25 protein-coding genes and 1 pseudogene are annotated in these 24007 nt (G+C 72.9%); 14 read left to right on the top strand and 12 right to left on the bottom strand.

The window, feature by feature from the left end:
• Position 1: 1 nt before the first annotated feature.
• The gene (locus J2S44_RS41035; RefSeq protein ID WP_374727951.1) at positions 2-967 is read left to right on the top strand and encodes a tyrosine-type recombinase/integrase; all 966 of its coding nucleotides are present in this window, start codon (positions 2-4) and stop codon (positions 965-967) included.
• Between the two features lie 27 nt (positions 968-994).
• Here J2S44_RS41035 and J2S44_RS41030 read toward each other — a convergent pair whose 3' ends face one another.
• The 5 genes from J2S44_RS41030 to J2S44_RS41010 form a co-directional block, all read right to left on the bottom strand.
• Positions 995-1663 (bottom strand): hypothetical protein, encoded by a 669-nt coding sequence (locus tag J2S44_RS41030; protein ID WP_310428758.1) that lies wholly within the window; start codon positions 1661-1663, stop codon positions 995-997.
• A gap of 232 nt (positions 1664-1895) precedes the next feature.
• A complete protein-coding gene (locus J2S44_RS41025; RefSeq protein ID WP_310428756.1) occupies positions 1896-2780 on the bottom strand; it encodes an endonuclease domain-containing protein in 885 nt (294 codons plus the stop codon).
• A 507-nt stretch (positions 2781-3287) separates the two neighbouring features.
• Positions 3288-3776, bottom strand: a complete 489-nt coding sequence (locus J2S44_RS41020) for a hypothetical protein (RefSeq protein ID WP_310428754.1) — start codon at positions 3774-3776, stop codon at positions 3288-3290.
• 46 nt (positions 3777-3822) lie between these two features.
• Complete coding sequence (locus tag J2S44_RS41015) at positions 3823-4851, bottom strand: tyrosine-type recombinase/integrase (protein ID WP_310428752.1); 1029 nt, start codon at positions 4849-4851, stop codon at positions 3823-3825.
• A 564-nt stretch (positions 4852-5415) separates the two neighbouring features.
• Positions 5416-6330 carry an alpha/beta fold hydrolase gene (locus tag J2S44_RS41010; protein ID WP_310428750.1) on the bottom strand — a complete coding sequence of 305 codons (915 nt, stop codon included), beginning with the start codon at positions 6328-6330 and terminating at the stop codon, positions 5416-5418.
• 79 nt (positions 6331-6409) lie between these two features.
• On the opposite strand from J2S44_RS41010, the gene J2S44_RS41005 reads away from it, so the two are divergent.
• From J2S44_RS41005 to J2S44_RS40980, 6 genes are all read left to right on the top strand, one after another.
• Positions 6410-6967 (top strand): TetR/AcrR family transcriptional regulator, encoded by a 558-nt coding sequence (locus J2S44_RS41005; protein ID WP_310428747.1) that lies wholly within the window; start codon positions 6410-6412, stop codon positions 6965-6967.
• A 47-nt stretch (positions 6968-7014) separates the two neighbouring features.
• Positions 7015-7383, top strand: coding sequence for a hypothetical protein (locus tag J2S44_RS41000; protein ID WP_310428745.1), 369 nt, complete (start codon positions 7015-7017; stop codon positions 7381-7383).
• A gap of 7 nt (positions 7384-7390) precedes the next feature.
• A complete protein-coding gene (locus J2S44_RS40995; RefSeq protein WP_310428743.1) occupies positions 7391-8032 on the top strand; it encodes a nucleotidyl transferase AbiEii/AbiGii toxin family protein in 642 nt (213 codons plus the stop codon).
• 97 nt (positions 8033-8129) lie between these two features.
• Positions 8130-9050: a hydroxymethylbilane synthase gene (gene hemC / locus J2S44_RS40990; protein ID WP_310428741.1), complete on the top strand. Its 921-nt coding sequence runs from the start codon at positions 8130-8132 to the stop codon at positions 9048-9050.
• Between the two features lie 127 nt (positions 9051-9177).
• Positions 9178-9612, top strand: coding sequence for a hypothetical protein (locus tag J2S44_RS40985; RefSeq protein WP_310428739.1), 435 nt, complete (start codon positions 9178-9180; stop codon positions 9610-9612).
• Between the two features lie 174 nt (positions 9613-9786).
• Positions 9787-10503 (top strand): hypothetical protein, encoded by a 717-nt coding sequence (locus J2S44_RS40980; protein WP_310428737.1) that lies wholly within the window; start codon positions 9787-9789, stop codon positions 10501-10503.
• A gap of 11 nt (positions 10504-10514) precedes the next feature.
• Here the strand turns inward: J2S44_RS40980 and J2S44_RS40975 are convergent, their stop codons facing one another.
• From J2S44_RS40975 to J2S44_RS43145, 3 genes and pseudogenes are all read right to left on the bottom strand, one after another.
• The gene (locus J2S44_RS40975) at positions 10515-11321 is read right to left on the bottom strand and encodes an SDR family NAD(P)-dependent oxidoreductase (RefSeq protein ID WP_310428735.1); all 807 of its coding nucleotides are present in this window, start codon (positions 11319-11321) and stop codon (positions 10515-10517) included.
• A complete protein-coding gene (locus J2S44_RS43150) occupies positions 11318-11941 on the bottom strand; it encodes an ATP-binding cassette domain-containing protein (protein WP_445343979.1) in 624 nt (207 codons plus the stop codon). Before J2S44_RS43150 ends, J2S44_RS40975 begins: the two co-directional genes overlap by 4 nt.
• Before the next feature lie 405 nt (positions 11942-12346).
• Positions 12347-12835: pseudogene (locus tag J2S44_RS43145) on the bottom strand (ATP-binding cassette domain-containing protein); the annotation flags it as partial.
• Between the two features lie 254 nt (positions 12836-13089).
• On the opposite strand from J2S44_RS43145, the gene J2S44_RS40965 reads away from it, so the two are divergent.
• Positions 13090-13467, top strand: coding sequence for a VOC family protein (locus J2S44_RS40965; RefSeq protein WP_310428731.1), 378 nt, complete (start codon positions 13090-13092; stop codon positions 13465-13467).
• A 9-nt stretch (positions 13468-13476) separates the two neighbouring features.
• Here the strand turns inward: J2S44_RS40965 and J2S44_RS40960 are convergent, their stop codons facing one another.
• Both J2S44_RS40960 and J2S44_RS40955 read right to left on the bottom strand, forming a co-directional pair.
• Complete coding sequence (locus J2S44_RS40960; RefSeq protein ID WP_310428729.1) at positions 13477-15234, bottom strand: SMI1/KNR4 family protein; 1758 nt, start codon at positions 15232-15234, stop codon at positions 13477-13479.
• A 54-nt stretch (positions 15235-15288) separates the two neighbouring features.
• Complete coding sequence (locus J2S44_RS40955) at positions 15289-15861, bottom strand: GNAT family N-acetyltransferase (RefSeq protein WP_310428727.1); 573 nt, start codon at positions 15859-15861, stop codon at positions 15289-15291.
• 105 nt (positions 15862-15966) lie between these two features.
• Between J2S44_RS40955 and J2S44_RS40950 the strand changes: the two genes are divergently transcribed.
• Positions 15967-16575 carry a pentapeptide repeat-containing protein gene (locus tag J2S44_RS40950; protein WP_310428725.1) on the top strand — a complete coding sequence of 203 codons (609 nt, stop codon included), beginning with the start codon at positions 15967-15969 and terminating at the stop codon, positions 16573-16575.
• Between the two features lies 1 nt (position 16576).
• On the opposite strand, the gene cydB is transcribed toward J2S44_RS40950, so the two are convergent.
• Together cydB and J2S44_RS40940 are read right to left on the bottom strand one after the other, a co-directional pair.
• Positions 16577-17620, bottom strand: coding sequence for a cytochrome d ubiquinol oxidase subunit II (gene cydB / locus J2S44_RS40945; RefSeq protein ID WP_310428723.1), 1044 nt, complete (start codon positions 17618-17620; stop codon positions 16577-16579).
• A 20-nt stretch (positions 17621-17640) separates the two neighbouring features.
• Positions 17641-19053, bottom strand: coding sequence for a cytochrome ubiquinol oxidase subunit I (locus tag J2S44_RS40940; RefSeq protein WP_310428721.1), 1413 nt, complete (start codon positions 19051-19053; stop codon positions 17641-17643).
• Positions 19054-19274: 221 nt separating this feature from the next.
• On the opposite strand from J2S44_RS40940, the gene J2S44_RS40935 reads away from it, so the two are divergent.
• The 5 genes from J2S44_RS40935 (at position 19275) to J2S44_RS40915 (ending at position 23964) form a co-directional block, all read left to right on the top strand.
• The gene (locus J2S44_RS40935; protein ID WP_310428719.1) at positions 19275-20045 is read left to right on the top strand and encodes a lysophospholipid acyltransferase family protein; all 771 of its coding nucleotides are present in this window, start codon (positions 19275-19277) and stop codon (positions 20043-20045) included.
• 45 nt (positions 20046-20090) lie between these two features.
• Positions 20091-21050 (top strand): helix-turn-helix transcriptional regulator, encoded by a 960-nt coding sequence (locus tag J2S44_RS40930; protein ID WP_310428718.1) that lies wholly within the window; start codon positions 20091-20093, stop codon positions 21048-21050.
• A gap of 67 nt (positions 21051-21117) precedes the next feature.
• Positions 21118-21786 carry a Type 1 glutamine amidotransferase-like domain-containing protein gene (locus J2S44_RS40925; RefSeq protein WP_310428716.1) on the top strand — a complete coding sequence of 223 codons (669 nt, stop codon included), beginning with the start codon at positions 21118-21120 and terminating at the stop codon, positions 21784-21786.
• 59 nt (positions 21787-21845) lie between these two features.
• The gene (locus J2S44_RS40920) at positions 21846-22760 is read left to right on the top strand and encodes an RNA polymerase sigma factor (protein WP_310428714.1); all 915 of its coding nucleotides are present in this window, start codon (positions 21846-21848) and stop codon (positions 22758-22760) included.
• Between the two features lie 97 nt (positions 22761-22857).
• On the top strand, positions 22858-23964 hold the full coding sequence (locus J2S44_RS40915) for an acyl-CoA dehydrogenase family protein (RefSeq protein WP_310428712.1): 1107 nt from the start codon (positions 22858-22860) through the stop codon (positions 23962-23964).
• Positions 23965-24007: the final 43 nt, after the last annotated feature.

The following is a 24007-nucleotide window of genomic DNA, read 5'->3' as shown; positions in this document are numbered from 1 at the left end:
CGTGGAGATCGGCACCGTCATCCCCGCCGCCCGCCGTGAGCTCGACACCGGCGGCGCGGCCGACTTCACCGACGCGTGGCTGGCCAACCGGCGGCTGTCCGCGCACACCCGCGCCGCCTACAAACGCGACATCACCGGCTGGCTCGCCTGGTGCGACACCCACGGCCTGTCCCCGCTCGCGGCCACGTTCCTGCACGTCAACGCATATGCACGGCAGCTGGAGACCACGCTCGCCGCGACCACCGTCGCCCGCAAGCTCTCCGCCATGTCCAGCTGGTACGAGTTCCTGCACCGCCTCGACGCCGTCCCCGGCAACCCGGTCTCCGGCGCCGACCGGCCGCACGTCGACCGTGACCACTCCGGCACCGTCGGCCTCGCCCCGGCCGAGGTCGACGCGCTCCTCGCCGCCGCCGACGCCGCCACCGGCCCGACCGCGGACCGTACCCGCGCGGTCATCGCCCTCCTCGCCGACCTCGGCCTGCGCGTCGGCGAACTCTGCGGCCTCGACGTCACCGACCTCGGCTACGAACGCGGCCACCGCGCGGTCCGCTTCACCGGCAAGGGCGGAAAGGCCAGACGACGCGCCCTCACCCCGGGTACGTCCGCGGCCGTCGACGCCTACCTGCACGCCCGCGCGGCCGCCGCCGGCGTCGCGGTCGGCGACCTCGACGGGCCACTGTTCGTCACCGCCCGCGGCGGCCGCCTCGACCGGCACGCCGTCTTCCGCCTGGTCCGCCAGCTCGCCCGGGACGCCGGCATCCCCGCATGGGAACAGCTGTCCCCGCACTCGCTGCGGCACGCGTTCGCGACCACGGCCCGCGCCGAGGGCGTACCGCTGGAGGACGTCCAGGACGCGATGGGCCACGCCGACCCACGCACCACCCGCCGCTACGACCGCGACCGCCACAACCTCGACCGCGACCCGGCCTACACCATCTGGGCCGCCCGCGCCCGACGCCGCAGCTGACCACACCCACCCACGACCGGTGACCGGTCAGGGAGTGGCTATTGCCGGGATGATGACCCCGCCGGGCCGGATGGACACCGTGACGCCGATCGCCCGGGATACGGCCTCCGCGAGCGCCGCGTCCGCCTCGGTGCGGCCTCCGGCGGGCGGGTTGATGTAGTCGCCGTAGACGATGATGCCGTCGAAGTCGGCCGTGACGCCCGAGGTGGAGTTGACCGTGAAGTTGGCGAACAGCCCGCGGCCGCTGAGGCCGTGCAGAGCTCGCTGCCCGCGATTGATGTCGGCCAGGCTGTGCTTTCGCTGCTGGACGGTCACGGTGATGCCGAGCCCGACCGCCTTCTCCGTGATGGCCCGCTGCGTCCGGTTCGCCGCACCGTGCCAGAGCAGGACCGTGGAACCCGCCTGCGCGTCGTTCACCGACGCGACGTAACCGTTCGCGTGCACGTCGGGCTGCGTGATGATCCAGGTGTTGAGCTCGGAGAGCCGGTTCTGCATCACGGTGCTGTCCGGCAGCGTGGACGGGACGGCGGGCTCGGGTGGGGCGGCCACGGGCTCGGCGGCCGCGCCGGCCATCACTCCCACCCCGGTGAGCGTGCCCGCGGTCATCACGGCGGCCGCGACGAAGACCGTACGGCGACGCCACCGCTTCGCTGCCGTGGAAACCGACGGGTCATCGGCCGTCTCGTTGAAGGTCACGTTCTTCGCCAATCGACGTATGGATCGAGCCCGTCCAGGCGCTTCTCGATCACGGGGGGCCATAAGACTCCCCGATCACGGCGAGGAGCACGTCGGCCGAGAGGCGTTCATCGCCCGGCTACGAGACCGACCCGCCGTCACCCGTCACGGCAATACTTCGAGCGATCGGAGGTAACCGCTGAAGGCGCAGATCCCACCGGCACCTTGGGCAACTCCGCTCACGACAGCGCCGTCACCGGCACCCCATCGCGCGCCGCACGTCGTCGACGATCTTCTGCGGCCGCTGGAACACGTCGTCCGCCGTGAACCGGAGCGCGGTCCACCCCGCCGCCTGCATGCGGTTGAACCGCACGACGTCCTTCCGGAAGGTCGCCCTGCCGCGGTGGTGGTCACCCTCGTACTCGATCGCGAGCTCCAGCTCCGGGTAGGCGAGGTCGACCCGGCCGATCAAGCGTCCCTCCCGGTCCCGGACGTGCCACTGCGCCACCGGCCGCGGCAACCCGGCGTCCACGATGATCAGCCGCAGCCGGGTCTCCATCGGCGATTCGGCGTTCGGCTCCGCCTCGGCGACGACTCCGCGAAAGCGCATGACGCCACGCCAGCCCGGGTGCGCGTCGGCCACCCGACCCAGGTCCGCCACGGTGACCAGCCCGCGGTGCAGCATGGCGTCCACCGCGATCACGGCCTGCACCCGATCGGCGGCGCGCCCCAGGTCGAAGGCCGTCCGCAACGGCGTGGTCACCCGCAGCCCGATGAACGACTCCGCGTCCCCGCGCGACAGCTCACCCCGGATCACGCGCAGCATCGGCTGGGCGCGCAGGCTCGTGCGGTGGGGGACGACCACGGTCACCGGCGCGCCGCGCTCCAGGAGATCGACGTTCCGGAGGTGCGCCGCGCTCCGGCCGCCGATCGCCGCGCCGGGTGGCAGCAGCAGCTGGGCGGCCTCGCACCACATCCGGTGGTTGCCGGGCTCGAAGGCGGAACGCTCGATGTACACCCCGTGGTAGAGACGGTGCCACTGCGGCCCCCGGAGCTCCGCCGCGGTCAGCAGGCCCGCGCCGACCGCGTCCCTGCGCCGGAACGGGGTCAGCCGACACTGCCAGGGCACCGCACGCATCCCGCCATCGTGCCGAATCCCGCACGTGTTGCGCCGCCCCTGTGGACAACCCACCTGCGTGGATCATTGACCGATGCGAAAACGAGGTCCACAGCCCCGATTCGGCGCGTTTTCGCATCGGTCAATGATCCAGCGGGGTTTCGGGTGCGCGTCGGTACGGGCGATCACCCTGCTTTAAGGCGATATTTCGGACACGGAGGCGAGGCACGCTCTGGACCTCGGATAACCGGACCCTGGCCCGGCCGAGCGTGGCTCAGCCACGGTCCGTTCGGCCGAGCGCGGCCAGGCCGCGGCAGGTCAGCCAGCCTCGGCTCAGCCAGCCTCGGCTCTCGGCCAGGCCCGCCTCAACCAGCCAGGCCGGGCCGGGCCGGGCCGAGCACGGCCGGGCCGAGCGTGGCGGAGCATGGGTCGGTGAATCGCGTGGTTGCGGGCGGTGGCGCGGTGACTACCCGGGTCCGTCCCGGCGTGAGCGCGGTCGCGAGGGGAGGTGGCCGCGAAGGGGGAGCTTCAGTAGGCGTTGTGCTGGTCGACCGCGCGAGCTGCCAGCACCGGGGCCATGACCATGTAGAAGAGCCAGGTCAGCGGCCCCGTGACCAGCCCGATCAGCACGAACGCGAGCGCCACGTTCACCCAGAACAGCAGCCAGTAACTCACCATCAGCGTCACGCCCAGCCCGGCCCGCCCGGCATACAGCGCACCGACGCCGAACAGCCCGAACAGGCCCAGGAACAGCTCCAGCATCACCGCCGCCCCGGTCGACTTCACCGGCCGCGCCGGCGGACCGTACGCCGCCGGCGGCGGATAGAACGGCTGCACCTGCTGAAACACCGGTGGCGACGGCACCGGCGGCACCGGAGCCGGAATCGGAGCCGCGGGCGGCGCGCTGTAGGGCGCCAGGTCGTGCTTCGTCGGATCGGGCTCGCGCCACGGAGACGAACCGGGGGAGAGGCGCGCCGTGTCCCCGAACGGATCCTGCGGCTGCGGGTCATAACTCACACCCACCAGTGTGCACCCCGGCGCTACCCCGGGCACGGGACCGGTGCTACTCGGCGGCGAGGCGGGCGAGCGCGCGGTTCGTACGGTTGGCCTTGATGGCGGCGCGCTGCTGGCCGGCGGTCACGTCGATGTAGTTCTGGCTCGTCGTCAACGTGGCGTGGCCCAGCAGCCGCATGATCTCGGAGGCGCTGGCGCCGTCCTCGGCCAGCCGGGTCGCGAACGTGTGCCGCAGCGCGTGCAGCTGGGCGCCGGCCGGGACCCGGTCGACGATGCCGGCCCGCCGGTAGCAGGACTCCACCAGGTACTGCAGGCCGCCACGGCGCAACGGCGCGGAGAACCGGTCCACCAGCAGCGGCGACTCGCGCGTCACCGTGCGCGTGCCGAACCGCCGGCGCCGCGACTCCAGGTAGCGTTCGACCAGCGCGTCCAGCTCCGGCTCGATCGGCACCGACCGCGGCCGGCCGCCCTTGCCCAGCACCTCCACCCGGCGCTCACCGGCACGCCCGACGACCGAGCCGACCCGCAGGTCGAGCAGCTCGGCCAGGCGCAGGCCGGCACACAGCGCCAGGGCCAGCACGACCAGGTCCCGCTCCGGCCACGGGTGCCGCTGCCGGCCGTCCGGGGCCTCGGCCACCGCCTCCAGCAACTTCTCCGGCGTCTCCTCGCCACGCAACGGTTTCGGCGTGGGCGTCGGCACGCGCGGCTTGTCGACCGCGGACATCGGGTTGCCCGGCACCCGCCCGTCCGCGACCAGGAACGCGAAGAAGCTGTTCCACGTCGACCAGGCGCGGTAGACCGACGCGGCGGCACGCGGCGCGGCGAAGTGCGCGAACGCGGAGCGCAACGACCGCGCGGTCACGGCCGAGATGGGCAGCGTGGCCAGGGGGAGGGGAGCGGTGCCGTCGGGGACGAGATCACCGTCGGCGAGCAGCCGGGCGATCGCGGTCAGGTCACGCCGGTAGGCGGCGAGCGTGTGCGCCGACGGCTTCCGGATCGCCCGCGCCGCCAGGAACTCGTCGATCAGCACGATGAGCTTCTCGTCACGTTCGCCCGTTACGTCCGGTATGTGCTGCATAAGGAATATTATGCAGCAAAAACCCGTAAAAGCCAGAAAATCCTTCGCCGGTACGGTCGGCCACACGTCCGACCCGTACCCGCACTCCCACGACACCGCGGCCGACGCGCACGGCCACCCGGACCGGCCACGACACGCGCGCGACGATCACGCACCGCCCGTTCCGGGGCCCATTCGAGCGGGGCAGGGGCGCGAGGCCCTCGTGCCACGAAGCCACCTCCGGGCACCCGCGGAATCGGCCGGCGCGCTCGCATGTCCAGCGCATGCGTGCCGCTGGACCGTGCTCGCGCGTCGTCGGTGTCGTCGTGCACCTCCCGCCGTGAGTGCGGATCGCCGTCGCGCGCGTCTCGTGGCCGGCCGGTGCGTCACCGGCGGCCCGGCCGCGACGCCGTGGGAGTGCGGGCGCCGCCGGGGACGCGTGGCCGGCCGTACCTTCGAATGATCTTCCGGGTTTGGGTCCTCGGGGTTTCCGGGTGCTTTCGGGGAGCGCCTCTCTCGCCCGCCGAGGTGTCAAGTTGACATAATGTACATTATCGAACTTCGCCGGAAGCGCGCCGGACCGGGTCAGGCAGCCGGCCGGGTCTCCGGAACGCTCCGGCGGTCAGCGAGCGCGCGGATGTCCGCCGCCAGCGTGCCCCACAGATGTTTCGGCAGGTCGTGCCCCATGTCGGGATAGAACCTGATCGGGGCCCGCAGGCGGCGGGCCAGGTCTAGGCCGCCGGTGGCGCGGATCATCGGATCGTCGAGGCCGTTGATGATCTGGATGGGTACGTCGGGCAGAGCATCGAACGGCCACGGTTCGCCGGTGCGGCCGGCCGCGATCTGGCGGCGGTCGGCGGCCGGGTCGTGCGGGTGGCGGGCGTGGCTGCGGCGGCCGATGTCGCGGGCGAGGTCGTCGTCGAAGCGGTCGAGTGCGTGCGGTGAGGCGAGCATGCGCATGACGGCGACGGTCATCTCGGCCTCCCCCTCGGGGCCGGGTGGGAATCGGCGTCCGGCGATGCTGAGCAGTGTGGCGAAGCGGGTGTAGCGCAGGATGCGGTGTTGGTGCATGTAGCCGCCGGTGAGCAGGTTCATGCTGTGGACGCGGTCGGGTGCGCGGGCGGCGAGGAGCAGCGCGATGCCGATGCCCATGGAGCCGCCGACGAGGTGGGCGGCGGGCCAGTCGTTGGCGTCGAGGACCGCGGCGGCGTCGTCGGCGAACGCGGTGACCGGGTACGGCGGGCGGCGGGTGCGGCGCAGGACGGCGCTGACGTATCCGGCCGCGGTGTGCGAGTCGAAGTGGGTGGAGAGGCCGCTGTCGCGGTTGTCGAAGCGGACGACGGTGAAGCCGGCGTCGACGAGCGCGTGGCAGAAGCCGTCCGGGATCCAGGTGGAGGGTCGTCCGTGGCCGCCGATGAGCAGCAGTGGGTCGCCGGTCTCGCCGAACCGTTCGTAGGCGATGCGGACGTCACCGTAGTGGGCGTACTGGACGGTGGTCATGGTGCTTCTCCCCTCGTTCGATACAGGTGTATCGTATAGGCGTTGTCAATACGCTTGTATCGGTTAGGAGGTGATCCGCGTGCCACGAGCCGTGGATCTGGACGCCCGCCGCGCCGAGATCGCCGACGCGCTGCTGCGGCTGGTCGAGGAACGCGGCCTGGCCGCCGCGACCATGCGCGAGACCGCGGCCGCGGCGGGCGTGTCGCTCGGCGCGGTGCAGCGCTGCTTCGCGACCCGGGAGGAGATGGTGCTGTTCGCGCTGACCCGGATCAACGAGCGGTTCCGGGCCCGCGTGCTGGCCGCGGTCTCCCCCACCGCCGGCCCGCGCGAGTCGGCCCGCACGCTGGTCACCCAGATGCTGCCGTTCGCCGAGCCGGGCCGGGCCGACGCCCGGGTCGCGCTGGCGTTCCTGGGCGTGGCCGCCGGTGATCCGCAGGTGGCCGCGGCGCTGCGCGTCGGTGATCGCGGCGCCCGCGAGTTCTTCACCCGGCACCTGGCCGGTTTCGGTCATCCGCCGGTCGCGGCGACCCGGTTGCTCGCCCTGATCGACGGTCTCCGCGCTCCCCTGCTGCTCGGTCACCTGGCGCCCGACGACGCGCTCGCCGCGATCGACGCCCACCTGGACGAGCTGTTCTGAGACGTCACGGCTTCTTCCCTGGTCGGGGCGGGGGTTACCATGACCGCATGGCGACCACCACCGCACTGCGCTCCCCCGGCCGCGCCCGGCCGGGCCGGGCCGCGCTCGTGGTGGACGCGCTGGACGAGCTGGCCGGTCCGGAGGCGGGCCTGGTCGAGCTGCCGCACCGGATGGTGTGGCAGGCCGTCGACCAGCGGCGGTTCGACCTGGACGACCCGTGGTCGCGCGGCCGGGCGTACGAGATCGTGCTGCGTGAGGCGGTCCGGCACGAGGAGCTGCGGTCGCTGCTGAGCGCGCGCCTGCTGCGTGCGGCCTGGTCCGACCTGCACCTGCCGCGGGGTGTGCGCACCGCCTGGCAGGAGCGTTTCCCGCAGCTGGCCGCGGTGCGCGACCTGGCCTGGCCCGCCGCGGCCTGACCCACGGATGCGGCTGCACCCCGCGCATGCGCGCATCGCCCGGATCGCGCTCGCCGTGGCGAACCGGCACGGTTTCGCGCTCGGCGGCGGTCTCGCGCTGATCGCGCACGGCGTGGTGCACCGGCCGACCGAGGACGTGGACCTGTTCAGTGACGTGGCCGGCTCGGTTCCGGCCGCGACGCGGCTGGTGGCCGAGGCGCTGCGGGCCGACGGGTTCCTGGTCGCGGAGATCGAGGACGAGACCGGCTACCTCGGGTATCACCTGGCCGAACTGGAGATCACCGATCCGGGGCGGTCCGGGATCGTGATCCGGGTCAGTCTCGGTGAGCTGCACCGGGCGCGTTCACCCGTGGTGCTGGACCTGATCGGGCCGGTGATGGACCTGGCGGACCTGCGGGCGTGGAAGGTGTCGGCGCTGGTGTCCCGGGCGGAGCCGCGCGACTACATCGACGTGGCCGCGTTCCTGGCGGACACGGACGCGGCCACGCTGATCGGGCTGGCCCGCGCGGTCGACCCGGAGATCGAGGCGGAGGACATCGCCCGGATCCGGCCGCGGCTGGACCGGATGCCGGACCGGGAGTTCCACGCGTACGGGCTGAGCGACGATCAGATCGCCGAGGTGCGGAAACGGTTCACGGCCTGGCCGTGACACCCTCCCACGAGGCGTTCCGGTGGCGTACGCGGGATCGTGCTCTTTCCGGCGGGCTGGCTGCCGGGGGCCGGGGGTGAAGGACTAATCTGCGGGCATGTCTGTTTCGCGTGTGGTGCGCGTCGGGACGCGGAACTCGCCGATGGCGCTCGCCCAGGTGGAGCGGGTCAAGGCGCGGCTGGCGGAGGCCCATCCGGACGTCGCCGTCGAGGTCGTGTCGATGACGACCAGCGGTGACCGGTGGCAGGGCAGCCTGGCCGCGCTCGGTGGGAAGGGCGCGTTCACCAAGGAGGTCGACGCCGCGCTGCTGGACGGCCGGGTCGATCTCGCGGTGCACTGTGTGAAGGACGTGCCTGGTGACCGGCCGGCGCCGGCCGGGACGGTGATGGCCGCGTTCATGGCGCGCGACGACGTCCGGGACTGTCTGGTGCATCCGGGTGGGCTGTCCATCGACGCGCTGCCGGCCGGGACCCGGGTGGGTACGTCGGCGGTGCGGCGGGTGGCGCAGATGGCGCTGCACTGGCCGCATCTGACGCCGGTGCCGATCCGCGGTAACGCGAACTCGCGGCTGGCGAAGCTGGACGCCGGTGAGTACGACGCGTTGCTGCTGGCGGTGTCCGGGCTGGAGCGCATCGGGCGGCCGGAGCGGATCACGCATCCGATCGGGACGGACACGATCGTGCCCGCGGTCGGCGCCGGCACGCTGGTGATCCAGGTCCGGCAGGACGACTCCGAGCTGCGGGATCTGGTGGCGTGCCTGGACGATCCGCGGGCGGTGCGGGAGACCACGGCCGAGCGGACGATGCTGCACATCCTGCAGGGCAACTGTCACAGTCCGATCGGGGCGCTGGCCCGCACCGAGCCGGACGGCCGCCTGAGCCTGCGCGCCCGGGTGATCAGTCTGGACGGCAAGACCGTGCTGGACGTGCACGAGTGGGCGTCCGACCCGATCACGCTGGGCACGTCCGTCGCGGCCGCGCTGCTGCGTCAGGGCGCCCGGGACGTGCTCGGTCTGTAGCCAGCTCCCGCGCGGACGCCGCTGTACCCGCAACAGGTGTCGTGAGGTGCGTGCCGCTTCTCCGTAACGTCGCTGCCGGTAAGGCATCGATGTCGGCGACGATGTCGCCGGGACGTGAGGAGAGCGCATGCGTGTGTTACGACGGCTCGGGACTCTGGCCGCCTCGGCGGCGGTCGCGGCCACGCTCATCGTCGGATTCCCGCAGGCCGCGCAGGCGGCCGCGTGGACCTGCCCGGCGGGCCCCGACGCGGGGGTCTGGGACCCGGCCCTGAACCGGACGCCGGTGCCGGCGGTCTACGTCTGGAACCGGAAGATCGAGCTGCGGTACCACACCTCGACACGCTGCGCCTGGGGCCGCATCTCCAACGGGGTGTGGGGAGACCAGATCTGGGTGGACTGGGCGCCTACCCGCGGTGCCGGGCACACGCAGCTGGGTGTGGACAGCATCCCGTACGGCGGCACCCAGGACTACACGACCGCGTACAACGACGCCGGCCATGTGATGCGGGCGTGCGGTAAGGCCCACGACCGGGTCGAGATCGCGTGCACGGGCTGGTACTGAGGTCTTTCGCGACCCGCTGATCGACGTGTGAACGTGCCGGCCGGTGCCCCGTGCGACGGGTGCCGGCCGGCACGTGCGCGTTCGGAAGTCCTTGTGGCGCAGGGCAATGGTGGAAGTGTCGGTGGGGCCTGGTAAGAATGCGGCCATTGGACGTGTGTACGGAAGAGGAGTCTGATGGCTGCCGCAGGAGCCGCGATACGCGGACTGACGCCGGACGAGTTGCACCAGATCAAGCAGACCCTGGCGGGCGGCCGGAAGCCGAAGGTGATGTTCACCGAGTCCGCCGGTCAGATCGCGGGTCAGATCGGTCAGGTGATCGAGCTGCAGGACCCGGAGACGTCGGAGGAGTTCGTCGTGGTCCGGTTCGGCCGTGACGAGCTGCCGTTCTCCCCCGCCGACCTGACCATCCCGCCGAAGGGCGCGACCGGCCGCAAGGCCGCCGAGCCCGAGCCCGCGCCGGAGGTGGAGCCGCCGGCACCGGAGCCGGAGTTCATGGTGGTGCGGGAGCGGCCGGTGCCGGAGAAGAAGACGACCATCGAGGAGCAGAGCACAGTGACGGAGACGCCGGAGGCGCCGAAACCGCCGGTGAAGAAGGCGGCGGCGAAGGCGGTCAAGCCCAAGGGCCCGGCGGGCCTGACCGTGACGCTGGCCTACGACAACGGCGAGTGGACGGTCGCGGCGCAGCAGGGCACCAAGGCCCTCGCCAAGCCGTACGTGGTGAAGCCCGCCGAGGCCCTCAAGATCGTGGCCTTGGTGGACGTGCCGGGCGTGCACGAGGCGGTCGAGGCGATCCTGTCGTCGGAGCGGGCCGAGGCGGAGCAGCAGGCGGAGAAGCTGCGCGCCGAGCTCGCCGAGGTCGAGGCGCGCCTGGCCGAGTTACGGGACGTGTAGGCGAGCGCCGGTCACCGCATCTCGATGCGGTGACCGGTGACCCGGCGGGCCGCGTCCGAGGTCAGCCATGCGATGACCTCGGCCACCTCGGCGGGCCGGGCGAGCCCGAGCCAGTGCGGGTCGGCCTCGACGGCGGCGGCGACGGCCGGGGTCACCCAGCCGGTGTCGGTGACCGGTGGGTGGACCATGTTCGCGGTGATGCCGAGCTGCGCCAGTTCGGTCGCGGCCGTCATCGTGTAGTTCTCGTGCGCGGCCTTCGCCGCGCCGTAGGACGCCTCCCCGGGGAAGCCCTTCGGTGAGCCGGAGGTCAGGCCCACGATCCGTCCCCAGCGTGCGCCGCGGGCCGCGTGCCGGCGGGCGAACTCGGCGATCAGCAGTGCGGGTGCGCGGGTGTCCACGGCGAACTGGTGGTCGAACCCGGCCGCGGTCACCGGCACCAGCGGCCGGCCGAACTTGTCGGTGCCGTCGGCGCTGAACGTGTCGGCCTGCCAGCCGCTGGCGTTGTTGACCAGGATGTCGACCGGCCCGAACGCGTCCTCGGCCGCGTCGAACAGCCGCCCGGCCACGTCCGGGTCGGTCAGGTCCGCCTCGACCGCGGCCGCGGTGCCGCCGGCCGCGCGGATGCGTTCCAGGACCGGTTCGCAGGTCCGGGCCCGGTCCGCGGCGTAGGACGGTGGCATGGTCGGGTCCGGCCGGTGCGCGGACGGCGGCATCGGCAGCGCGGTCAGCAGCACCGCGTCGCCGCGGGTCGCGAGCGCCTCCGCGACGGCCGCGCCGATGCCCTGGTTGGCGCCGGTCACAAGGGCGACATGGGTCATAGGGAAACCTCCCGGTCCAGCCCGATCGCGCGGGCGAAGTACGCGTCGTGGGTGACCACGATCAACGTGCCGTGGTAGGCGCGGAGCGCCTCCTCGACCACGTCGAGCGCGTCGAAGTCCAGATAGTTCGTCGGCTCGTCCAGCAGCAGCACCCGCGACGTCGAGTTGACCATGATGGCCAGCAGCAGCCGGCGCAGCTCCCCCGCGGACAGTGTGGCCAGCGGCGCGTCCCAGGTCTCCGGGCCGAACAGGTGCGCGTCCAGCAGCGCTTCCGCCTCGTCCGCGTAGACCGGCACGTGCGCCCGGAAGTGCTCCAGCACGGTCACGCGGGTGCGCAGCGTGTCGTGTGTCTGCGGCAGCAGCGACACCGGCCCGCCGGTCACCTCGCCCGCGTCCGGGGTCAGCTGCCCGGCGAGGACCCGCAGCAGCGTGGTCTTCCCGGACCCGTTCGGCCCGGTGATCCGCACCCGCTCGGCACCGCGCACGTCCAGATCCACATCGTGCAGCAGGGTACGTACGGAGATCCCGCGCGCGGACAGCGCCGTGGCCTCCACCTGCGGGAACGCGAGCGTCAGCGGCGGGCGGGTCTGCGGCTGCGCGATCCACCGTGCCGACTCCATCTGCCGGCGCAGCCGCCGTTCGCGTGCCTTGGCCTTCTTGGCGACCTTCTTCGCGTACCGCCGGAGCTGGTCCGTGCCCAGGCCCTTGCGCACGGTGGTCTCGACGCCGAGCGCGTGCTGCCGGGTGCGCGCGATGTCGTCCTCCCAGCGGCGCAGGTCCTTCTGCTGTGCCTCGTAGTCGAGCAGCAGTGCCTGCCAGCGGCGCGTCCTCTCCGCGCGGTACGCGGTGTAGCCCCCTTCGTACCGTTGCGGCTCGGTGTGGATGCCGTCGAGCTCGACGACGCGGGTCACGGTCCGGTCCAGGAACGCCCGGTCGTGGCTGACGACCAGCAGCCCGCCGGGGAAACCGGCCAGCCACCGGCCCAGCCAGTCGATGCCGTCCGCGTCCAGGTGGTTCGTCGGCTCGTCCAGGATCAGGATCTGCTCGCCGGTCTCCGGCGTGGACAGCAGCACCCGGGCGAGCGTGAGCCGGGCCTGTTCGCCGCCGGAGACCCGCCACAGCGGGGTGTCGTCGGTCAGGTGCGCGACGTCGAGGCGCTGCCGGACCTCGGCGAGCCGGTTGGTGGCCTCCCAGCCGCGCAGGTCGGTCCAGCGTTCCTGGACCCGGCCGTATTCGTCGAGCAGCCGTGGCCCCGCCGTGGCCAGCTGCCGCTCGAGGTCGTGCATGCGGGCGGCGACGCGGTGCACCTCGCCGAGCCCGCCCGCGAGGTAGTCGCCGACGGTCTGCTCCGGGTCCGGGACCTGCTGCGCGAAGTAGCCGACCGTGGTGCCGGGCGACAGCGTGACGTGCCCGGTGTCCGGGGTCAGGTGCCCGGTCAGCACGCGCAGCAGCGTGGACTTGCCGGCCCCGTTCGGCCCGACCAGCCCGACCCGGTCACCGGGGCCGAGCGTGAGGTCGACGCCGGCGAACAGCGGCTCGGCGGCGAACGAGACGGACAGTGAGACGGCTTTCAACATGAGACACCCCAGCGGTACGCGTGGCGATCACGCCGCGGCAGCCCTACTGCTGCTGGCGGCACGGCACGAACCCGTCGGGAATCACATGTTCCGCGCTCACCCTCCCCCGGTCGGTTACGGCCCAAGACTGCCCCGGGGGCCCGGCCCGGCGCAACCGGTTTTTGTCGGTGCCGGTTGCTAGCGTGACCGGCATGTTCGATCACGTGGGCGTCCAGGTCACGGACGTGGAGAAGTCGCTGGCCTTCTACCTCGGGGTGTTCGGCCCGATCGGCATGCGGGAGGTGAAACGCTTCCCCGTGCCCCCGTCGATCGTGGTCGGTCTCGGTCTCGGCGACGAGCCCGGCTTCTGGCTCAGCCCGTCCGGCGGCCCGGAGACGCGCGAGCTGCACATCGCGTTCCCGGCACCCGGCCGGGCCGCGGTCGACGCGGTCCACCGGGCCGCGGTCGCGGCCGGCGCCCAGGTGCTGCACCCACCACGGATCTGGCCGGAGTACCACCCGGGTTACTACGCGGTGTTCCTGCGCGACCCGGACGGCCACAACGTCGAGGCGGTCCACCACACGTTCTGAGCCGCCCGCTCAGCGGATGATCCACTCCAGGCGGTCGCCGGCCAGGGCCGGGCGGTAACGGCCGGCGAACGGCTCGCCGGTCTCCAGCGCGGTGGCGACCTGTTCGAGGAGGTCCGCGACGGAGGACGGCCAGCCGCTGAAACGCACGCCGTCCTCGTCGTAGAACTCGACGACGCGGCCGGTGACGGCCGGTTTCCGCTGGTCGACCAGGAGATATCCGCCGTCGCCGGCGCGGGCGAACGGGACGTACTCGTTGTCCCACCACGACGCGTCGCCGGGGGTGTGGTAGGTGGCGGCGGTCTCGCAGAGCGACTGCCAGGCGTCGACCGTCTCGGCCACGGTCATCGGCGGGTGCATGAACGGCAGCGGGAAACCCGCGACGCCGTTGCCGGTGCCGTTGTGCCGCAGCAGCGACGCGACCAGATCCGGTGGGAACGGCACCGACATCCGCCGCTGGGCCGCGTCGATATCGGCGACGCCGGCGCCCGGCCGCAGCGACGCGTGGCTCTCCGGCGCCTTGGCGGCCAGCCACTTCTCGATCCGTTCCCAGGCCGCGTCGACGCGGTCGGTCACCCGCGGGCTCGGCCGGGTCGGCGGGCCCGGCAACGCGTCCACCGGGCAGAACCGTGTCACCGGCACGCCGGTGAACGACGGTGTCGGTGCCGGCGGTGGCGTGTCCCGCCACCGCGGCGCGACGGAGGTCTCGGCGGTCACCTGCGGCCGCTCGTCCGGCCGGTCACAGAAGGCCAGCCCGACCGCGGCCAGCGACATGGTCACGAACAGCGCGATCAGGGCGAGCGCCACCCGCGTCCCACCGGTCACCGGCACCGGCGGGCCCGCCGGTGCGGCTGCGGGCGCGGGTGCGGGTGCGGCGGCTCGGCCGGTGGAGGCGTGCAGGATCGGGTCGAGGAATCCGCGCGCCGCCTCCCGGCCCGGGACACCGACGCCGGCGGGAATCCGCCCGGCCGGCGTCACCGGCAGCCGTTCCGCCAGCTCCGGGGAATCCGCCGGCTCCGGGGAACCGGCCCGTGCCCGCGGACCGTCCGTGTCCGCGGGCGGGTGCGACGTGACCGGCAGATCCTCGGCCATGGCCGGTCCTCCTGCCGGCGCTTCCGGCACGGCCGGAGGCGTCGCGGCCGGAGGCGTCGCGGCTACGGCTTGCCCAGAGCCGGCCGACTCCGCCGGGTTGGACCGCGCCGGGTCAGGCACGACGGGAGGCGTCACGGACGCGGCTCGCCCAGAGCCGGCCGACTCCGCCGGGGCAGGCACGGCCGGTGGGGAACCGAACTCGGGTCGCGCGTCACCCGGTGGTGGGCCGCCGACCGTGACGACCGTGCCGGCCAGGCCGCGGGTGGTCAGTGCGTCGAGTGCGAGCGTGGTGTGGTTCGCCGCGTCCGGCCCGTCGCCGGTGACCACCACGACCGGGGCGCCCAGCCGCGCGGCCAGGTCCGTCATCGTCCAGCCGGCCCGGCCCACCGGGACGAGCAGGCCGGGCACGCCCGCGACCAGCACCAGCCCGTGCGTCCGGGCGAGCACCGCGACGAGGTCGCACGTCTCGGCCAGCGTGAGCGGGTCCGGGTCGGTGTCGCGCAGTTCCGTCCACGTGGCCACGCTCGCGCGCACCGGTCCGCCGGAGCCGCCGATCGCGACGGCCGCGACCCGTACCGACGCCGCGGCCGTCAGCGCCGCGACCGCGGCCTCCCAGTCGACCTCGGCGGACGTGGGCACCACGACCCACGGCCCGCCGTCCGGCCATTGCTCACCCATCCGGTGCCCCCGTCAGCGTGTCCGTTCCGGAACACGCCGATGGTAATGGACCACTTAGGACGGCAGGCCCGGATGCCGCAGGATCCAGGCGTCGACGCCGTTCGCGTCGAGCTCGCTCTCGACGGTCCAGCCGCTGCGCCGGTACATGGCGACGTTCGCGGCCGTCGCGGTCTCCAGGTAGGCGGGGACGCCGTCCGCGGCCGCGCGCCGCAGGCCCGCCTCCATCACGGTGCGGCCGAGCCGCCGGCCGGCGTGCGCCGGGTCGCGGGCGAGCACGCCCAGGTACCAGTGCGGCCCGGACGGCAGGTGCGGGTGGATCACCGCGTCGTAGGCGTCGACCCGGGCCGCCGCGTCCGCGGGCAGGTAGGACGCGGCCGGCGGGGCCGCGGTGGCGGGGCCGGGCGGGTCCCACATCGCGACCGCGGCGCCGCCGTCGGCGAGCCAGACCGTGCCGGACGCGACCCGCCGGTCGAACAGGTGCGCGGCGAACGCGGGCGCGAGCTCCGGGTAGGAGTCGCCGGGGAACAGGTGCCGCAGCACCGGGTCGGCCTCGAACGCCGCGACGAACGTGGCGACGACCCGCTCCCGGTCGTCCGGTACCGCCTGGGTGATCACCGGTGAAGTCACCCGGCGACGATACGCCGGGTCCGGCCGGGTATCCCGTCGCCGGTGTGTCCGCGTGGCGGCCTGTCCGGGTCCTCCCGCCGCGGTGGTGCCGATACGCTGCCGGGCATGGCGATCGACCCGACCCGGCTTCCCCGCACCGAATCCGCGATCCACGACGCCGACTGGGCGCTGGACGACCTGTCCGGTCAGGTGCACGAGCGGGTCGCGTTCACCGGGGTGGACCTGACCGAGGCGGCGAGCACGGGGGCGAGCTTCACCGAGTGCGTGTTCACGCAGTGCCGGTTCAACGCGGGCGCGCACGTCCGTACCGCCATGGTGAACTGTGTGTTCGTGGGGTGTTCGTTCTTCGAGGTCCGGCTGGAGGACTGCAAGCTGGTCGGCAGCGTCTTCGAGGACTGCACGTTCGGCCTGTTCACCGCCGTCGGCGGGGACTGGTCGTTCGTGTCGCTGGCCGGGGCCGACCTGCGGAAGTCGTCGATCACGGGGGTGCGGATGCGGGAGGCGGACCTGTCCGGCGTCAAGGCCGCGCACGCCACGCTGGCCGGGGTCGACCTGGCCGGCGCGTCGTTCCGGGGCGCCGATCTCAGCGGGGCCGACCTGCGCGGCAGTGAGCTGAGCGCGCTCGACCCGCTGACCGTGACGCTGAAGGGCGCCGTGATCGACACCGCGGGTGCGGTGCAGATCGCCGGCGCCCTCGGGCTCAGCGTGCGGTGAGCTACGCCCCGCCGATCGCGGACCCCGCCGGGGAGGAGACGGCGCCGTCGTCCGGGATGTGGTGCACGCCGATCCGCTTGCGGAACACCCAGTAGGTCCAGCCCTGGTAGAGCAGCACGACCGGGGTGACCAGCAGCGCCACCCACGTCATGATCTTCAGCGTGTACGGGGTGGAGGACGCGTTCGCGATCGTCAGCGTGTTCGCCGGGTCGGTCGAGGACGGCATCACGTTCGGGAACAGCACGGTGAACAGCGTGACCACGGCCAGCCCGATGGTGATCGCGGTGCCGACGAAGGCCCAGCCCTCGCGGCCGGCCCGGTTCGCCAGCAGCGCGCCGACCAGCGCGAGCGCGGCCACCACCGCGGTCGCCACGGACGCCGCGTTGCCGCCGAACGAGGTCACGGTCCAGGCGAGGAACGCGACCGCGAGGACCGCGGTGACCAGCCCGGCCCGGCCGGCGATCCGGTTGGCCCGGACGCGGATGTCGCCCTCGGTCTTCAGCGCCAGGAACACCGCGCCGTGGGTGAGGCAGAGCGCGACCATGGTGACGCCGCCGAGCAGCGCGTACGGGTTGAGCAGGTTGAAGAATCCGCCGGTGTAGTCGAAGTTGCCGTCGATCGGCACGCCGCGGACGATGTTCGCGAACGCGACACCCCAGAGCAGCGCCGGCGCGTACGACCCGAAGATGATCGCGATGTCCCAGTTGCGCTTCCACGCGGCGTCGGTGCGCTTGCCGCGGTAGTCGAAGCCGACCGCGCGGACGATCAGCGCGACCAGGATCAGCAGCAGCGGCAGGTAGAAGCCGGAGAACAGCGTGGCGTACCACTCGGGGAACGCGGCGAACATGGCGCCGCCGGCGGTGATCAGCCAGACCTCGTTGCCGTCCCAGACCGGGCCGATGGTGTTGATGACGACGCGGCGTTCCCGGTCGTCGCGGCCGAGCACGGGCAGCAGCATGCCGACGCCGAAGTCGAAGCCCTCCAGCACGAAGTAGCCGACGAACAGCACGCCGATGAGGATGAACCAGAAGGTTGCGAGATCCACGATCGTGTCTCCTAGCGCGATCAGTACGCGAACGCGAGCGGACGATCGGCGTCGTCCTTCTCGTCGTCGTCGGGTTCGGGGTGGATCTCCGGCAGGCCGCCCTTGGCGTACTTGAGCAGCAGTTTCACCTCGACGACCGCGAGCGCGGCGTAGAGCAGCGTGAACGTGGTGAACGAGGTGATCACTTCGGCCATCGAGACGCTGCGGGACACGCCGTCGCGGGTGAGCATCTCGCCGAAGACCAGCCACGGCTGGCGGCCCATCTCGGTGAAGATCCAGCCGAAGGAGTTCGCGACCAGCGGCAGGATCGGCAGCGTGAGCACGGCGGTCAGCAGCAGCTTGCTGGTCGGGGTGCGGCCCTTGCGGGTCATCCAGAGGGTGAGCAGCGCGAGCGCGCCGGCGGCCAGGCCGAAGAAGATCATCATGCGGAACGACCAGTACGTGACCGGGATGATCGGCGCGTAGTTGACGCCGGCGCCGTACTGCGCGCTGTACTGCTCCTGGAGGTTGTTGATGCCCTCGATCTCCGCGTGGATGTCGCCCTTGCCGAGCCAGGACAGCAGGTCCGGGATGGTGATCGCGAAGACCTCCCGGCTGCCGTCCAGGCTGCCGATGGTCAGCAGCGAGAACGGTGCGGAGCTGGTCGTCTCGTAGAGTCCCTCGGCCGCGGCCATCTTCATCGGCTGTACCTCGGTCATGATCTTGCCCTGGAAGTCGCCGGAGACGAGCGTGCCCGCGGTGGCCAGGACGGTGACCCAGCCGCCGAACGTCAGGGCCGTGCGGAACGCCGGCTTCTGCTCGTCCTTGCCGCGGTAGAGGTGCCAGAGCGCGACCGCCACGATCAGGCCGCCGGCGACCATCAGCGCGCCGAAGAACGTGTGCGGGAACGTCGCGAGGGTGACCTTGTTGGTCAGCAGCGCGCCGATCGAGTTCAGCTCCGCGCGGCCGGTGTCCGGGTTGATGTGGAAGCCGACCGGGTTCTGCATCCAGGAGTTCGCCGCGAGGATGAAGTACATGCTCAGGATCGTGCCGATCGACGCGGCCCAGATCGTGGCCAGGTGGATCGGCTTCGGCAGCCGGTCCCAGCCGAAGATCCACAGGCCGAGGAACGTCGATTCGAGGAAGAACGCGACGAGCGCCTCGATGGCCAGCAGCGAACCGAAGACGTCACCGACGAAGCGGGAGTAGTCCGACCAGTTCATGCCGAACTGGAACTCCTGCACGATGCCGGTCACGATGCCCATCGCGAAGTTGATCAGGAAGAGCTTCCCGAAGAACTTGGTCAGGCGCAGCCACTTCTCGTCGCGCGTCCGGTACCAGATCGTCTGCATGATCGCGACGAGCAGCGACATGCCGATCGTGATCGGGACGAAGAGGAAGTGGTAGACGGTGGTGACACCGAACTGCCACCGCGCGACATCCAACGCGTCCAAAGCTCCCCCACCCTACGGTTTCTACTACACACAATCATACTACGAGCCGTAGTAGATGATACGTGGCCCCGGCCGGCGTGATCAGGGCCGTTGGTCCCGGGCCGGCGGGCCCTGCTCCCCCACCAACGGCGGCCACCAGCGGCGACTCAAGGCCGACAACCGAAAAACACCACGCGGGTACGGTGGGCGCCCGGCCGTACCGCTGCTGGCAGGATCTTGACGTGACCGACACCACCCCGTGGACCGCGCCCGGCGTCTGGCGCGGCCTGCTGCTGGCCGCGCGTGGCGTGGTCGGCGCGACCGCCCGGCTGCGCGTCACCGGTGACGTCCCGCCGGCGCTGCGCCGCGGCCCGCTGATCCTGGCCGCGAACCACATCAGCCCGGTCGACCCGGTCGTCATGATGGCCGCCTGCCGGACCGCCGGGATCGCCCCGCGGATCATGGCGACCGGCGGCGTGTTCCGCACCCCGGTGCTCGGCTCCCTGATGCGGGCGTCCGGGCAGATCCGGGTGGACCGGCGCAGCACCACCGCGGCCCGCGCGCTCGACGACGCCGCGGCCGCGCTGCGCGAGGGCTCGGTGGTGCTGATCTACCCGGAGGGCCGGATCGGGCTGGACCCGGGCCTGTGGCCGGAACGCGGCAAGACCGGCGCGGCCCGGCTCGCGCTGATCACCGGCGCGCCGGTGATCCCGGTCGCGCAGTGGGGCGGGCACGAGCTGATCCCGTACGACGGGCGGGCCGCCACCAACGCCCGCGCCGTCCTCCACGACCTGCGCCGGCGCCCGGTCGTGCGGGTCGGGTTCGGCACGCCGGTCGACCTCACCGGCCTGGCCGCGGACGTCCCCGGCGACGCCCAGCGCGCCACCGACCGGATCATCGACGCGATCGCGGCCACGCTCGCGCCGCTGCGGGCGGACGAACCGGACCGGCCCCGCCACCACGACCCGACCCGCCCGGCGGACGTCTCGCGCGCGCACCGGCGTACCGGATAACTGCCCCGCCGGACGTCACGGTCACCCGGGTCGATCGTTGATAGCATGGCCACTCCGTGGGAGGCGCGCATGCCGCACCGGTTCGTGCTCGAGTCCGCCGACCCCGACGTCGCGTACGAAGCGATCAGAGCGGCCTACCGGACCGCCCGGATCGCGGCGTCCGGCCCGCATCGGCGGATCCGGGTCGCCCAGCAGGTCCTCGGCGCGACCGAACTGCACCGGGTGTCCTTCCCGCTGTACTTCCACGCCACCGCACCGCCGCTCGGCATGCTCGTGGTCGGCCGCGTCCGGGCCGGCACGATGACCTACCGTGACCACCGCCGCAGCGACCGCTACGTCACCGGCGACCTCTACCTGCTCGGCGACCCCGGCTGTGAGTACGACACGGCCGTGTACGCCGTCGACGCGGCGTTCGCCCGGATCGACTACCGCCTGATCAACCAGATCGCCGAGGCGGAGTCCGGCACGCCCGTCCGGTTCACCGGGTCCCGGCCGATCAGCGCCGCCCTGGGCCGCCGCTGGTCGCACACGTTCGACTTCGCCCGGCGCAACGCCGGGACCGCCGCCGGCGCACCGCTGCTGGCCGACTCGGTCAGCCGGGTGCTCGCCGCCGCCGCGCTGTCCGCGTTCCCCAGCAACGTGCTGGTCGACCCGACCATCGAGGACCGGCACGACGCCCACCCGGCCGCGCTCCGGCGCGCGATCGCCTACATCGAGTCCGGCGCCCACCTGACGATCAGCCTCGCCGACATCGCCGACGCCGCACACGTCTCCATGCGCGCGCTGCGGCTGGCGTTCCGCCGCCACCTGGACACCACACCGGTCGCCTACCTGCGCCGCGTCCGCCTCGCCCACGCACACCGCGACCTGTTCCACGCCGCGCCCGGCACGGTCGGCGTCGCCGAGATCGCGGCCCGCTGGGGCTTCGCCGGCCTCGGCCGCTTCACCGACCGCTACCACGCCGCGTACGGCTGCACCCCCGGGCACACCCTGCACCGTCGTTGACCGCACCCTCGCACGCCCCGGTCCTACACTGCCGTCTGACGGATTCGTACGCGTGACCGGAGGCGCCGTGAAGTTGCTGCTCACGTCCGGTGGGGTGACGAACGCCAGCATCCGCGCGGCGCTCGTCCGGCTCCTCGGCAAGCCGATCGAGCGGAGCCGGGCGCTGTGCATCCCGACCGCGCAGTGGGGGCACCCGATGTGCGGCCCCGAATCGGTACGCGGGCTACTGGCCGCCGACCCGGCCGCGGACTGGCGGTACCTGTCCGGCCTCGGCTGGGCATCGCTCGGCGTCCTGGAACTGACCGCGCTGCCGACCGTCGGCCGGGACCGGTGGGAGCCGTGGGTACGGCGGGCCGACGTGCTCCTGGCCGACGGCGGCGACGCGACCTACCTGTGCCACTGGATGCGGCAATCCGGGCTGGCCGGGCTGCTGCCGTCGCTGCCCGGCACGGTCTGGGTGGGCGTGAGCGCCGGCAGCATGGTGATGACCCCGCGGATCGGCGACTACTTCGTCGAGTGGCCGGCGGCACCGGACGACCGGGCCCTCGGCCTGGTCGACTTCTCGATCTTCCCGCACCTGGACGCGTTCCCGGGAAACACCATGGCCGACGCGGAACGATGGGCCGCCACCATCGACAACCCGGCCTACGCCATCGACGAACAGACCGCCGTCGCGGTCGTCGACGGCACGGTCGAGGTGATCTCCGAGGGGACCTGGACCCGGCTGCGATCCTGAGCGGCCCGCGGGTTCCGTCACGGCCGGGGGTGGCCGGGCCGTGGATTACAGTGGCGCGGATGGAGACGGACGGAGACCTGGCGCGAGCCGCGCAGGCCGGCGACGTGGCCGCGTTCGCCGCGCTGGCCGAGCGGCACCGGATGTCGATGCGCATCACCGCGATCGGGGTGCTCGGCTACACCGACGAGGCCGACGACGCCGTCCAGGACGCGATGATCACCGCGTTCCGGCAGATCGCGAGCCTGCGAGTGCCGGACGCGGCCGGTGCGTGGCTGCGCGCGATCACCCGCAACGCCTGCCGGATGCGGCTGCGGACCCGGGTCCCGGCGCCGGTCGCGGACCCGGAACCGTGGATGCCGGCGGCGGCCGGGCCGGACGAGCTGCTGGACCGCGCCGGCACCCGCGACTGGGTGTGGCACGCGATCGCGCGCCTGTCCGGCCCGATCCGTGAGGTGATGCTGCTGCGGTACTTCACCGGCATGTCGACCTACACGCAGATCTCCCACCTGTGCGGCATCAGCGAGGACACGGTCGGCAGCCGGTTGCGCGACGGCCGCCGGATCTTGGCCCGGTCGCTGCGCGAGACCGCCGGTGACGCGTTCCGGGACGCGGACGCGGACGCCGCGGCGATGCGCCAGGAGGCCGAGCAGCACTTCGCGGTGATCCACGCCGGCGGCTACCACCGGATCATCGAGGACTGGTTCCGGCCGGACCTGGCCGTGGTCTTCCGGGGCTGGCTGCGCGGCGACCGGGCCGCGGCACGCGCCATGATCGACCGGACGATGGGCGCCGGCGTGACCGCGACGCTGCACGACGCGACCGGCAGCCGCGACGTGATGCTCTGGGAGGGCGACTTCATCAACCCGTCGTCCGATCCGGATCACTGCCCGCCCCGGTTCGCCTGGCTGCTGAGCCTGCGCGAGGGGCGGGTCGCCCGGCTGGGCCTCGCCTACGGCGCGGCGGCGCGCGCCTGAGACCTGGATCACGCGCGCCGGAGCGCAGTTCCCGGTCGCGAGCCGCATCTCGTCCGTGGAGGGCCCGAACCTGGGGCCCGTACGGAAGGAAGAGATCGTGTCCATCAGCGAACTGCCCGAGCTGCTGCGCCCGGCGATCGAGAAGTACCGCGACCCCGCCGAGGCCGACGGCCGCATCGCGCCGGAACTGGTCGCGGAGCTGCGCGACCGAGGCGCGTTCCGGCTGTTCACCCCGGCCGCGATGGGCGGGTACGAGGCGACCGTCGCGGACGCGCTCGACGTCTACGCCCGGATCGCGCGCATCGACGGGCCGACCGCCTGGGTGCTGTGGAACCTCAACGTCGGCTTCGGCACCGGCTGGCTGCCCGAGGAGGGCGTCGCCCGGATCTGGGGCGGCGGCCGGGACCCGCTGATCGCCCACTCCGGGCAGCCCGGCACGCTGACCCCGGCCGACGGCGGCTACCGGATCACCGGCCGGTGGAAGATCGTCAGCGGCGCGCACCTGGCCGAATGGTTCCTGCTGGCCGGCGCGGACCCCGAGGTCGGCCTGCGTTTCTGCGTGCTGCCCGCGGCCGACGTGACCGTGCTCGACACCTGGGACGCGGTCGGCATGCGCGCCTCGGACAGCAACGCGGTGCTCGCCGAGGACGTGTTCGTCCCGGCGCACATGACGCAGGCGCTGTTCGCGGCGCCGTGGGTGGACCGCCCGGCGTACCGGCTGCCCGCCGTGAACCTGCTGATGCCCGGCTGCGCGGCCGTGCTGATCGGCATGGCGCAGGCCGCGATCGACGAGGTGATCGCGATCGCGCGCGTCAAGCGCGGCATGGACGGCGTCCTGCTGGCCGAGAAGGACCACCTGACGTCCGCGGTCGGCCGCGCGCTGTCCCAGGTCGCCGCCGCGCGCGGCCTGCTGCTGACGGCCCAGCGCGACCTGGACCGCACGGTCATCGCCGGACAGCCGACCGGCGACGAGCAACGCGCGGCGGTACGCGGCGCGATGTGCCTGGTCACCGAGACGTCCCGGGCCGTGCTGGTGTCCATGTACGAGCTGGGCGGCTCCGACCCGCTCTACCGGGACAACCGGCTCGGCCGCGTCTTCCGCGACGGCATGGCCGCCGCTCAGGCCGCGAACCTGTCCACCACCCAGTGGACGCTCCCCGGCCGCCTCGCGGTCGGTCAGCCCGCCGGCTGGCCGTTCGTCTGACCGTCCACCCGGTGCGCCGGCTCCCGGATCCGGCGCACCGGCT

The sequence above is a fragment of the Catenuloplanes niger genome (genome assembly GCF_031458255.1).
GTDB lineage: Bacteria > Actinomycetota > Actinomycetes > Mycobacteriales > Micromonosporaceae > Catenuloplanes > Catenuloplanes niger.
This window is presented reverse-complemented; position numbering and strand designations above follow the sequence as displayed.

Coding starts and splice junctions, on each gene's coding strand:
- J2S44_RS41025 (WP_310428756.1), bottom strand. CDS start 2,780: ATGCGTGCGGTGCCCTGGCAGTGTCGGCTGACCCCGTTCCGGCGCAGG.
- J2S44_RS41015 (WP_310428752.1), bottom strand. CDS start 4,851: ATGCAGCACATACCGGACGTAACGGGCGAACGTGACGAGAAGCTCATC.
- J2S44_RS41010 (WP_310428750.1), bottom strand. CDS start 6,330: ATGACCACCGTCCAGTACGCCCACTACGGTGACGTCCGCATCGCCTAC.
- J2S44_RS41000 (WP_310428745.1), top strand. CDS start 7,015: ATGGCGACCACCACCGCACTGCGCTCCCCCGGCCGCGCCCGGCCGGGC.
- J2S44_RS40995 (WP_310428743.1), top strand. CDS start 7,391: ATGCGGCTGCACCCCGCGCATGCGCGCATCGCCCGGATCGCGCTCGCC.
- hemC (WP_310428741.1), top strand. CDS start 8,130: ATGTCTGTTTCGCGTGTGGTGCGCGTCGGGACGCGGAACTCGCCGATG.
- J2S44_RS40985 (WP_310428739.1), top strand. CDS start 9,178: ATGCGTGTGTTACGACGGCTCGGGACTCTGGCCGCCTCGGCGGCGGTC.
- J2S44_RS40980 (WP_310428737.1), top strand. CDS start 9,787: ATGGCTGCCGCAGGAGCCGCGATACGCGGACTGACGCCGGACGAGTTG.
- J2S44_RS40975 (WP_310428735.1), bottom strand. CDS start 11,321: ATGACCCATGTCGCCCTTGTGACCGGCGCCAACCAGGGCATCGGCGCG.
- J2S44_RS43150 (WP_445343979.1), bottom strand. CDS start 11,941: ATGGAGTCGGCACGGTGGATCGCGCAGCCGCAGACCCGCCCGCCGCTG.
- J2S44_RS40965 (WP_310428731.1), top strand. CDS start 13,090: ATGTTCGATCACGTGGGCGTCCAGGTCACGGACGTGGAGAAGTCGCTG.
- J2S44_RS40960 (WP_310428729.1), bottom strand. CDS start 15,234: ATGGGTGAGCAATGGCCGGACGGCGGGCCGTGGGTCGTGGTGCCCACG.
- J2S44_RS40950 (WP_310428725.1), top strand. CDS start 15,967: ATGGCGATCGACCCGACCCGGCTTCCCCGCACCGAATCCGCGATCCAC.
- J2S44_RS40930 (WP_310428718.1), top strand. CDS start 20,091: ATGGCCACTCCGTGGGAGGCGCGCATGCCGCACCGGTTCGTGCTCGAG.
- J2S44_RS40920 (WP_310428714.1), top strand. CDS start 21,846: ATGGAGACGGACGGAGACCTGGCGCGAGCCGCGCAGGCCGGCGACGTG.